The sequence below is a fragment of the Psychrosphaera sp. 1_MG-2023 genome, from assembly GCF_030548245.1.
In the GTDB taxonomy this organism is placed as follows: domain Bacteria; phylum Pseudomonadota; class Gammaproteobacteria; order Enterobacterales; family Alteromonadaceae; genus Psychrosphaera; species Psychrosphaera algicola.
This window is the reverse complement of the sequence record NZ_JAUORW010000019.1, coordinates 85,415-96,280: the sequence shown is the minus strand read 5'-3', so window position 1 is coordinate 96,280 and position 10,866 is coordinate 85,415. Positions and strand designations below refer to the sequence as shown.

At 38.6% G+C, this 10,866-nt stretch carries 10 protein-coding genes and 1 pseudogene; 3 read left to right on the top strand and 8 right to left on the bottom strand.

Annotated elements, in window-relative coordinates:
- Positions 1-227: 227 nt before the first annotated feature.
- The 3 genes from Q4575_RS16650 to Q4575_RS16640 form a co-directional block, all read right to left on the bottom strand.
- Complete coding sequence (locus Q4575_RS16650; RefSeq protein WP_303523563.1) at positions 228-1,766, bottom strand: DNA cytosine methyltransferase; 1,539 nt, start codon at positions 1,764-1,766, stop codon at positions 228-230.
- A 115-nt stretch (positions 1,767-1,881) separates the two neighbouring features.
- Positions 1,882-3,303 carry a HipA domain-containing protein gene (locus Q4575_RS16645; protein ID WP_303523562.1) on the bottom strand — a complete coding sequence of 474 codons (1,422 nt, stop codon included), beginning with the start codon at positions 3,301-3,303 and terminating at the stop codon, positions 1,882-1,884.
- Positions 3,287-3,610, bottom strand: coding sequence for a helix-turn-helix domain-containing protein (locus Q4575_RS16640; RefSeq protein WP_303523561.1), 324 nt, complete (start codon positions 3,608-3,610; stop codon positions 3,287-3,289). The genes Q4575_RS16645 and Q4575_RS16640 overlap by 17 nt, the downstream gene beginning before the upstream one ends.
- A 250-nt stretch (positions 3,611-3,860) precedes the next feature.
- Between Q4575_RS16640 and Q4575_RS16635 the strand changes: the two genes are divergently transcribed.
- Positions 3,861-4,865, top strand: a complete 1,005-nt coding sequence (locus Q4575_RS16635; protein WP_303523560.1) for a YecA family protein — start codon at positions 3,861-3,863, stop codon at positions 4,863-4,865.
- Positions 4,866-4,978: 113 nt separating this feature from the next.
- On the top strand, positions 4,979-5,287 hold the full coding sequence (locus Q4575_RS16630) for a helix-turn-helix domain-containing protein (protein ID WP_303523559.1): 309 nt from the start codon (positions 4,979-4,981) through the stop codon (positions 5,285-5,287).
- Between the two features lie 90 nt (positions 5,288-5,377).
- Here the strand turns inward: Q4575_RS16630 and rhuM are convergent, their stop codons facing one another.
- The 5 genes and pseudogenes from rhuM to Q4575_RS16605 form a co-directional block, all read right to left on the bottom strand.
- Positions 5,378-5,848, bottom strand: coding sequence for a virulence RhuM family protein (gene rhuM, locus Q4575_RS16625; protein WP_303523558.1), 471 nt, complete (start codon positions 5,846-5,848; stop codon positions 5,378-5,380).
- Between the two features lie 214 nt (positions 5,849-6,062).
- Positions 6,063-6,227, bottom strand: a pseudogene (locus tag Q4575_RS16620) (DUF1732 domain-containing protein); the annotation flags it as partial.
- A 3-nt stretch (positions 6,228-6,230) separates the two neighbouring features.
- Positions 6,231-6,515 (bottom strand): hypothetical protein, encoded by a 285-nt coding sequence (locus tag Q4575_RS16615; protein WP_303523557.1) that lies wholly within the window; start codon positions 6,513-6,515, stop codon positions 6,231-6,233.
- A complete protein-coding gene (locus tag Q4575_RS16610) occupies positions 6,499-7,161 on the bottom strand; it encodes a hypothetical protein (protein WP_303523556.1) in 663 nt (220 codons plus the stop codon). Before Q4575_RS16610 ends, Q4575_RS16615 begins: the two co-directional genes overlap by 17 nt.
- 385 nt (positions 7,162-7,546) lie before the next feature.
- Entirely contained in the window at positions 7,547-8,410 is an 864-nt protein-coding gene (locus tag Q4575_RS16605; RefSeq protein WP_215962460.1) for a YicC/YloC family endoribonuclease, read from the bottom strand.
- Positions 8,411-8,908: 498 nt separating this feature from the next.
- Between Q4575_RS16605 and Q4575_RS16600 the strand changes: the two genes are divergently transcribed.
- Positions 8,909-10,789 carry a DEAD/DEAH box helicase gene (locus Q4575_RS16600; RefSeq protein WP_215962459.1) on the top strand — a complete coding sequence of 627 codons (1,881 nt, stop codon included), beginning with the start codon at positions 8,909-8,911 and terminating at the stop codon, positions 10,787-10,789.
- Positions 10,790-10,866 lie beyond the last annotated feature (77 nt).

The window sequence follows — 10,866 nt, the reverse complement described above, 5'->3', positions numbered from 1 at the left end:
ATCTCCTGAGTTAAGGTCAGGTGATATTTTCAATGACTAAAAACCGTTCTGCTAGGTGAGGTTGGCCGGACGTTTACAAAGTTTTGGATAGGTGCACGTTTTAAATAAGTACACTTTAAAAATCAATTGCATAACAGATATTTAAGTGTGATTTTAAGTCAAATTTTTAAAGTGAGAATTTACTATTTATATTCCATTTCTGTAAGGTTTTATTAAACAGCATGAAATCATTTTAATAGTAACTCCATTACAACAGTACCTATATGCTGTGCCAAAAATGGTGGTACAGCATTCCCAACTTGGACATATTGTTGTGTTCTATTTCCTTCAAAGAAGTAGTTGTCTGGAAATGTCTGTAATCGGGCTGCTTCACGCACGGTTAAACTTCGACACTGCTTAGGATCATAATGTATAAAATAATGACCATCTTTTGATATGTGGCTAGTTACTGTCGTCGCGTATTTAGTGGCAGATTGAACACGAAATCTGTCAGCATGGGTGCCTGTTTTCCAGTTTTTATGCGCTGGAGCTAATGATGTAGGAAAATCTCGAGATTTTGGTGAAATACCATAGTTTAATTGAGCATATGCAGCACAAAATGCATAACGTAATAAGTCGGCTTCCATATGTCCACGGGTTTCATGGTTTAAAACACACCCTAAATTTTCATCTATTAACCAGTCTTTTAAAGGTTGTGGGATTTTAGTCTTTGTTATGTTGCTATGTTGAGTACTACTTCGTGTAAGGTTTTTAATTGGCTCTAAATCTAAGTTTTGACTGGTTAAATTTTCATTATCTTTGGAAAAGATTTTTGTAAGCTTTTTCGCATGTTTAGATATGGTTTCAGCCCAAGTTTTTTCATCATCTGTTTTTTTAGAAAAACCACTTCTTAACGGTGGTAAGTCACTAAGAATACTTTCAACATTTATAGTGCTTTGAGAAGGTTCAATTATTGAAGGTATAGCTTTAATATCTTGTCTTACACCAATTAAAATAACTCGGTGACGAGCTTGGGGGATACCATACTGTTCAGCCCGAATAAGAAAATCTGAAGAATCTTTATACTGTGGGTTATTAGGTTTTTCAGCATCCACTACAAGTGAATAGATCTTATAATTAGGCACGTTGTTAACTTTAGTTACACGACCTGGGTTCCTTAAATCCTTAAGAATTTGTGGAAACATTACTTTTCCGTTTAACTTTGCAGACAAAATTCCCCTAACATTCTCCATTACAAACACATCTGGTTGAGCAATAGACAAAACCTTTAAGTATTCCATGTACAAAAAATTTCTATGATCTTTTTCAGCTTTGTAGTCTTGGATGCCAGCATTTCGTGAGCGCCCAGCTAATGAATAAGCTTGGCAAGGAGGGCCACCAATAACAACTTTAGGGCCTTTATGATCTTTAACTAGCTGTTGAATGCGAGCATGAATTATTTCGTTATCGTCACCCAAAGCCATAGGTTTTTCTAAAGTTTCTTCTTTAGCCACTTTGGATTGTTCAGGATATTTATTAAATAGTTCATCACGAGTTAATTGCCCTCGTACGTATGAATAATAATCATTTCGTGCGATAGAATTTGTTTTTATTTTTCTAAAAAAGGAACGAGTTGTAAGCGTTTTATGAGCTGATGGTTCTTTTTCTACAGATACAGCAATTTTAAAAGGACAATTTCCTTCTTTATCGACAACAGACGATATTCCTTCCCCAAGCCCACCAGGACCTGCGAATAGATCGATTACTAGTATGTCATCAGCATTCATTTATTATCTTACTTACACTTAATTTGAAGAGACGCAATCATACCAGGCTAAGTGCTATGGGTAATAGTAATATATTTTGTATTTGCTTTGTGGTGTACATTTATTTAATGGATAGCTAAACCAAATCCCCCATTGCTGGCAATTGCTCAATCTCTTGCCGCAATTCCATAGCCGCTTCATTGATTATGCTTGTACATAAATCGATATGTTGAATTTCACTATTTGACAAACCTTGTTGCAGCGCTTGTTGTTTTGCACTTTCTAATCCGTTTATTACAGAGGTTATGGTTTGTCCCATTATTAATTGTAATCGTGGGCGTGAGATACCAAATTCATTGGCAAAATCAGCCAACATATATGCGGTAATCGGGTTATTGAAATTTCCGGCGCTGCCCATTTCATAACTGCCAATCGACATAGCGTAGTATTGGGAAATGCTGTTTGCTCGGCTAGGTGCATCCTCTACTTGCTGTTGTTGGATTTCTCTTATGATGGCTTCAACATTAACTAGGTCATAAAACGGTGTGAGCTCTAACCCTTTTTTACCAACAAAGAAGCTAATGTTTTTGCCATGGGCATCATAATTTCTCGCTAGAATATTAAACGTCATCCACCTTATGAGTTGGCTATGATAAGCCTCATTGTTGACTGTATTGAGAGCAAATAGTTTAGCGAAGCTGACGCCGTCTCTTATATAGATACCATCGCCTTCATCACCATGTTGTCGTTCATATTTGTATGATGGCGGTAAGTTAGTTGCTTGGCAGCCATCAATCATATGACGTCTTAGCACTTTACTTTTATCTGGTGTTAATCGTCTGTCAAAACGGTCAATTACATAGGCTCTCACGCCGCCATAACGTCTTAGTTCAACATAGGGAACAGACAAGCCAGCTTGTCCAGCTAGTAGCATAGTGAATAGTTCGTTCACTGCAATGAAAGGGGCTTTGCCAGTTTCAAACTTAACGATTTTATTTGAACATAAATCGCCCTCACCAAAACCTAACTTTCCATCAATTTCTAGTAAGGTGAGTTTGTCTTGTACACCCGCTACAGAAATTCGGGTTTTTCCATCCCAAAAGGTGATGGACTCGCCATGGCTTTTAAAGCGCGTTAATTTGTCATTTAATTCTTGTTCTGTGACTTCACGAAAAGAGCTGCCAATGGAATTTGAATCTGTATTGGACACTTCTGTTTTAAATGACAGTGCTCCGGATGTTTCTGCACCTATTGCTTTAATCAAACCAAAAGTGTTGTTTTTAGAAATGGTAGTGTTGCTGGTCAGTTCTTTAAATCCCTGGCCTTCAGGTAATAAATTCTGCAAGAAATTACGCACGGCTTTATGCTCAAAGTCACCCGTTAATGGCAAGTGAGGTGAAATAGCAAAGCCGTCAGCTATCCATCTTGGTTCATACGTAAAGGCTATTTCAGTCTCCGAACCAACAGGGAGTGTAATGGTAGCCACTTTCTTCTGGCCGCCAATATATACATCTAATGTATTTATGTTCTGGTTGATTGAACTAATACCATTCGTCATCGCTGGTACCTTCAGTATGATTTTGGGTTAGGTTGTCAGAGATAATACTGAACGTTAAACCTAAGTATTCCATTACTTTAAGAATGTTGCTTAACTTAACATTGATATCGCCTTTTTCTATTTTCACCAACGTTGGTTTAGAAATAGCTAACGCCTCAGCAACATCAACCAATTTAAGTTTCATTGCTGTACGCTTGGCCGTAATAGCTTTTGCTAGTTGTTCAGGTGAAAAGTCACGGGTTAAGTCCGGCATCTCAGTACCCTTAACAACTCGACCTAATGTTTGTTTGGTTGATTTTTGATTCATATAAGTTAACTATAATTTACTTTTGTAGTTAACTTAGTCGCAGTGCAGTCAAAAGTCAATTTTAGTTAACTTTTGGGGCACACAACCATAGTCTTTAATTATAAGTAAAATATAATTAACTTATGGTAATTTTGGTAACCTTGTTTAATAGCATGACAGGTCTAAATTTTATATTTTAAGTGGTTTTTTATTTGCTGCTAGAAGTGTCAAGATCACCTAACGCTGCATAAATTGAATTGAGTAATTAGAAATGAAAATTGGTCGAAATGATCCTTGCCCATGTGGTAGTGGCAATAAATATAAACGTTGTTGTATGGCTAAAATTCAACAGCAACAGATTGAATTGCAGGAAGTAATTGAACAGGTAACTGCATTCAACCCAAATTTATCTCTAGATGAATTGAATGTGGTTGTTAATCATAAGATGGAGAAGATAAACCAGCGACCTAATGCTGAATTCTGCGGACTATCACCCATGCAAATGACGAATTGGTTATATGCGCCACTTTCGGAATTAGAAGGAATAACAATTAATACTCCTTCCTGCTCCTTATCAAACAGTCCGGTAATGTCTTATTTAACATTAATCATCGACCACGCTATGGCTAATGGCGGTAAAATTAAAACAACCAGTAAAGGCAACTTGCCGGCTAAGTTGGTGAAACAAGCCAGTGACTTATTACCTCAATTTGCAATAGCTCAATATGAAACGGTGCCTAGTATTAGCGAGTATTGTGGCAGTAATGAAGATAAATTTAACGCTTTGCACTATACCCGGATCTTAGCGGCATTAGCTGGGATTATTTATGCCAGAAGTGGTTACTTGCATGTTAAGAAAGACATGCAAAAGGTGTATCAAAAGCAAGGTATAGCTGGTTTATTTCGGCCAATGTTAGAAGCTGCGTTACGTAAATATAATTGGGGTTATTTCGACAGTTGGCAAGACGACGTTGATTTAAGAACGTTTTGGTTATTCATGCTGTGGCGACTAACAGTGCATTGCAGCATAGATAAATTAGTGGATGAAGTAAGCTGCGCGTTTCCAGCTCTGTTATCGCTTGTCCATGAAAGTGAATACCGAACTCGTGAACAACAGCTTGGTAACTTAATTGAATCGCGATTTATTGTCCGCTTTTTGCAATTCTGGGGATTTGTGATCATCAATCCAAAACGATATGACAATGGAAAAGCCATTTCCAGAAAAGTTGAACTTCAGTCTTTGTGCTCCCAAACGTTCACCTTTGATTTTAAATAACCAAATATTGGTATTTAGGTGTTAATTGACAAAATTTGGGTTTTTATTTTTAGTTTCTAGTTAATTCACTTTGATTTGGTTATTAGATCTTAATTACTAATTTATGGTGTTTTATGGATAAGGTAGAGCATACAAAAGTATTACTTGGGCAACTCATTAAACAAACCCGAGCAACGAGCATGGATCAACATGAATTAGCGCTTCGGACTGGTGCGAGTAAAAATACCATTAGCCGTTTAGAGCTGGGTAAAGGCGTAAATGTTGATACCTTGTTCTCGGTTTTAGAACACCTAGATTTACTAGATCCAATTTTAGACACCGTTGAACAGCGATATGAGTTAGTTAAAAACAATCCGCAACGCAGTACATCTAAAGTTGAAAAGGAACTGCCAAATGACTTCTGGTGCGTATGTGTTTATTGATGGACTAGAAGGTAAGCCTGTAATTTGTGCCATTGTCGAGCTAGACCCAGTCGCCAATGTAGGCAAGTTTCGTTACGGTAAATCTTATTTTCAGCGTGATGATGCCTTCCCACTGGAGTCTTTGCATTTACCCAGTGTATGGGCAATGCCGACGACCATTCTCGAGAAATCACGTATATCGCGAAAGCGTTCAAGTAATTCATCAAAATAGTCTGAACTCAGATCTTTATCGGGGTTTTTAAGGCGTTCGTCATCCATAGCGAACCCTTTAATTAAAAACTCTTTTAGTACTTGATTAGCCCACTGCCTAAACTGTGTACCTCGTGACGAACGAACTCTGTAACCATCAGAAAGTACCGCCTCTAAATTGTAATGATCTAACAGCCTTTTTACTTCCCTTGCGCCTTCTAGGGCAACTGTCCGGAATTTCCGGATAGTTGAAGTGGGGTCTAACTCACCTTCATCGTAAATATTATTGATATGTTCACTAATTGTTTTATTTGAACGCTCAAATAGATCTGCAATTTGTTTTTGCGTTAACCAAAGCGAGTCCTCTTGCATATGCTCTGTAAAAGCTTTGTAAATTAGTTTAGTTCTAACTTAGATACAGTTGCGGATTTGGTAGGGAGGTTAAGCTATTTCGCTAAATAAGAGACAAAGCAGTACGGTGATAGACGTAAGTCTACTGGTTACAATACAAATTAATCTGAACGCTAAAAACAAAAAAGCCCAGTATGACTGGGCTTTGGAGAAGGTGTTTGGACTCTATAGAATATTATTCAATATTCTGGATCTGCTCCCTCATCTGCTCTATAAGAACCTTTAACTCAACAGCGGCTTTAGTGATGTCGGCGTTGATTGATTTTGAGGCTAGGGTATTTGATTCGCGGTTGAACTCTTGCATCATAAAGTCCAGTCTGCGGCCACATGCACCGCCTTTTTACTATTTCCTACTCAATAAAAAAGCAGCCAGACCAACTAACCCCACAGCCACTAGCGTGCCAGTGCCAGTGCCGTCACTGTCTTTTTTTACAAAATAACGACTGTGTGTTTGTTTTAAATCGGCTAGGCTATTAGCTTCAAATACGACGACTTCCATCTCATGTTTATTAGCTGTAAGAAACTGTTGCTCTTTTAGTAAACAAGCATTTTGAGCATCAATATAGTTATTATATTCATCGCATTCTGTCGTTTTAGTGGTGCGATTATGTTCAATCAGATAATACATGGCGAATCGCTGCCTCTATTCGTTGTTGATATTGCTCAATAGAGTGATTGTGAGCTTCTGAATCAATGGTAACAAACGACTCTGAGAGTTGCTTTAGTTTATTCATTATTGTTTGCTCTTGCTCATTGCCGCCATATTTTAAGGTATTTTTTTCATCAGACATAGTTTCGACTAAGTTTGCCCAAATATCTTGAGCATAGGTTCGTAATTGAATCTCATAAAATTGTTTACCTAATTTAGCAATAATATGAATAGCCCGATAACCGTCATTGTCTCTTTCTTTACCTTCTACTTGCCAGTCTTGTTGTGTAAAAGCGGTAATCAGAAAATTGTTTAATTCACTGGCTTGTTTAGTGCCTGATTTTAATACTATGCGACATCCTGCGATATCTTGCATTTGAGGTAAACGTAGTTGGGGTAGCCTACACAGTTTATCAACAATTGATTGTTGTGTTTTGCGCTTACGTTTGGTTGCTGTCCAATCAGAAGTATTTTCGAGTACTTTTTGAATGATGGCATATGCTTTTTCATCAACCTCACTAAAAGTTTGACGAAATTTATCAAGTAACGCTAAGTCGTCATTAGTAATTGAACTGCCACGGAGCCTATCTCCTAATCTTGTTACTTGACTGTTACTCAGTGCCATTTGATTTACCTCAATTTTCTCTATTGCATTTTTTCGATATTCTTTTTCGCTTTACTATTAATTAGCACTAAAATAGTAACTGTAATGTTCGAATTAAAAAACTAATTAATTCAAGTAATATAAATGTTTAGCAGGATATTATTTACCAGAGATTACAAAAATATTATCTCAGTCTATACCTACGACTTAGGTTTGTAGACTACTATAAAAATACCTTATTAGACTATTAAGTTAAGCGATAAAAATGTCTCTGGTTTATGAGTTAGTAACCCAATTAATCACCAGTTTTATAAGGTATGATTTTAAGCTGGAAAGTATAGCTGTATATTCCAACTATTAGGGAAAACCTAATAGTTGGAATGTTGAAAATATTACTGAATAAGTCCTATTCAATATTCTGAATTTGCTCCCTCATTTGCTCAATAAGAACCTTTAACTCAACAGCGGCTTTAGTGATGTCGGCGTTGATTGATTTTGAGGCTAGGGTATTTGATTCGCGGTTGAACTCTTGCATCATAAAGTCGAGTCTGCGGCCACATGCACCGCCTTTTTTCATGATCTTTTGCGTTTCAGTTACGTGGCTTTCAAGGCGGTCGAGTTCTTCGGCGACGTCGGTTTTTTGTGCCATATAAATCAGTTCTTGTTCGAGGCGAGCGGCGTCGATTTCAACTTTTGCGTCTTCGAGTTTGGCAACTATGCGTTCTTTTTGCCACGCCATGATTTCAGGCATGTGTTGTTTTACGATAGCGACTTGTTCAACAATGATCTCAAGACGAGAGTCGATCATTTGTTTTAAGTTTGCGCCTTCACTGCCGCGGGCTTCTTTGAAGTCTTTAACAAGTTGGTCAAAGCCACCGATAACGTCTTTTTGCACTGAGTCCATGTCGGTTTCTTCAGCTTCCATAACGCCTGGCCATTTTAATATGTCCACTGGATTTAACTCGCCAGCACCAGCGGCTTTATTTACCCAGTTTGCACTGTCGATAAGTTGTTGCGCTAAGGTTTCGTTTAATGACAATTTAGCAACTGCCGAGGCATTAGCGGTGTATTTTAAAAATACTTCAACTTTGCCACGTTGTAACTGTTTGCGCAGACGTTCACGTATAATGGTTTCCATCGAACGGAATTGCTCTGGTAAGCGAATATACGTTTCGAGATAACGTTGATTTACCGAACGTATTTCCCAAACGGCGTTGCCCCAATCGCCTTTAACTTCGTTACGGGCATAAGCGGTCATACTTTGGATCACGGTCGTTCCTAACATTTTATTTTACAATTGCGTCTATTATAAACATCGGAGGAGTTAACACACGGAAAATTTGTTTTTTGGATCTAAAACTATACCTAGCGCTTCACTTTTAGTTTGTGGCAGTTTTAGGATTTAATACGCTAATTATTTGTTTTTTAGGTTTGAATCTAATCCTAATACTTTGATTGCAAATTTAATTTGGGTGGAGGTGACTGAGATAAAAATTAATTTGTGATTTTATAACGATGTACAATTTTTCGACTATAATTTTCGGCACGCGCAGGTGTTATCGAAACTTTATTTAAGTAATTACTTTAATTTGATGCTTTTTTATACATTAAGGCTCGCTAAAGGTTATAAAAACGTGTACAATGCGCGCCCTTTGATATATATCCCCATATCAGGCTAAGCTCGAATTGTGAACGTGTATAAGACGCGTGTGTAGGTAGAGTGATGACGGAATAGTGCGTGAAGTTGGGGTCGAAATGTGAGTAAACAATGACAGAAAATGTAACACCCCAACCAAATGCAGCCGTAGTTGCTGAAGCAACAGAATTAAAATTCGCTGATTTAGGTTTAAGCCCTGAAGTATTAGACGCCGTTCACAGTGTTGGTTATGAAACACCTTCACCAATTCAAGCAGAATGTATTCCTCATATCTTAAACGGCGATGACGTTTTAGGTATTGCGCAAACAGGTACTGGTAAAACAGCCGCGTTTGCATTACCAGCATTATGTAAATTAGATGCAAAAATTAATTCACCACAGGTTTTGGTATTAACACCAACGCGTGAATTAGCAATTCAAGTTGCTGAAGCATTTTCAACATACGCTGAAAAATTATCAGGTTTCCATGTATTACCTATTTATGGTGGTCAAGACTTCCGTACGCAATTACGTTCTTTAAAACGTGGTGTGCATGTAGTAGTTGGTACTCCTGGCCGTGTTATGGACCATATGCGTCGTGAAACATTAGACTTGTCTAACCTGAAAATGGTCATTTTGGACGAAGCTGATGAAATGTTGCGTATGGGTTTCATCGACGATGTTGAATGGATCATGGAGCATGTTCCTAAACAAGCACAAATTGCTTTGTTCTCAGCAACGATGCCAGCACAGATCTTAAAAGTAACTAAAAACTACTTAAAAAATCCTAAAGAAGTGCGCATTAAGCCTAAAACGGCGAGCCACTCAAACATTACGCAGCAATATTGGATTGTTAATAACAACCAAAAGCTTGACGTATTGACTCGTATTTTAGAATTGATCCAATTCGACGGTATGATCATCTTTGTTAAAACACGTATTAGCACCAGCGAACTTGCGGATAAATTGTCGGCAAGAGGTTATGCGGCAGCGGCACTTAATGGTGATATGAACCAGTCGCATCGTGAACAATGTATCGAATCTTTAAAATCAGGTCGCTTAGATATCATCATCGCAACAGACGTTGCTGCTCGTGGTATCGACGTTGAACGTGTTAGTCACGTTATTAACTACGATTTACCATATGATGTTGAGTCTTATGTTCACCGTGTTGGCCGCACGGGTCGTGCGGGACGTAAAGGTAATGCAATCTTGTTTGCAGCGCCACGTGAACGTCGTTTATTGAAAACGATTGAACGCGAAACCAAGCAAACGATTTTACCTTATGAAGCGCCTTCAAATGAAGAAGTGACCCAATTACGTGTTTCTTCGTTTAAAGAAAAGATCTCAGATGCATTGGGTTCTCAAGAATTAGAATTCTTCCAAAAATTAGCGATTGAGTATGCTGAAGAGCATCAAATGGATGTTGCTGAAGTTGCAGGTGCGTTAACGTACTTAGCGCAACAAGAAGCGCCTCTACAGGTTACTGGTAAAGGTATGCCTGGTCACAACAACGGCGATGATCGTGGTGACAGAGGTCCTCGTGACCGTAACGATCGTGGTCCTCGTGATCGCAATGACCGTGGTGACAGAGGCGGCCGTGATGGCGGACGTGGACGTGATCCAGGTATGAAGATGCAAGCTTACCGTATCGAAGTTGGTCGTGAGCATGGCGTATCACCAAAAGATATCGTTGGTGCAATTGCAAACGAAGCGAACATTAGCTCTCGTTTCATCGGCAACATCAAACTTGCTCCTAACTTTTCAATTGTTGAGTTACCAGCAGAAATGCCAGCTGACGTACAACAGAAGTTGAAGCAAACTAAGATCCGTAATCAAACGATTGACCTTAAAGTTGACCCTCGTGGTGGTGAAGGTGTTGGTCGTCGTGAAGGCGGTGGCGGTCGTGACGGCGGACGCGGTAGAGATGACCGTGGCGGACGTGGTCGTGGTCGTGACGGCGGACGCAGTGGCGGTGGTGAAGGCCATCGTGGACGTCGTTCAGAAAAATAATTTAACCATCTAGGTTAATCTAAGGGCAACGTATCGTTGCCCTTTTTTATATAAACAATTTACAAACGTAATTTAGG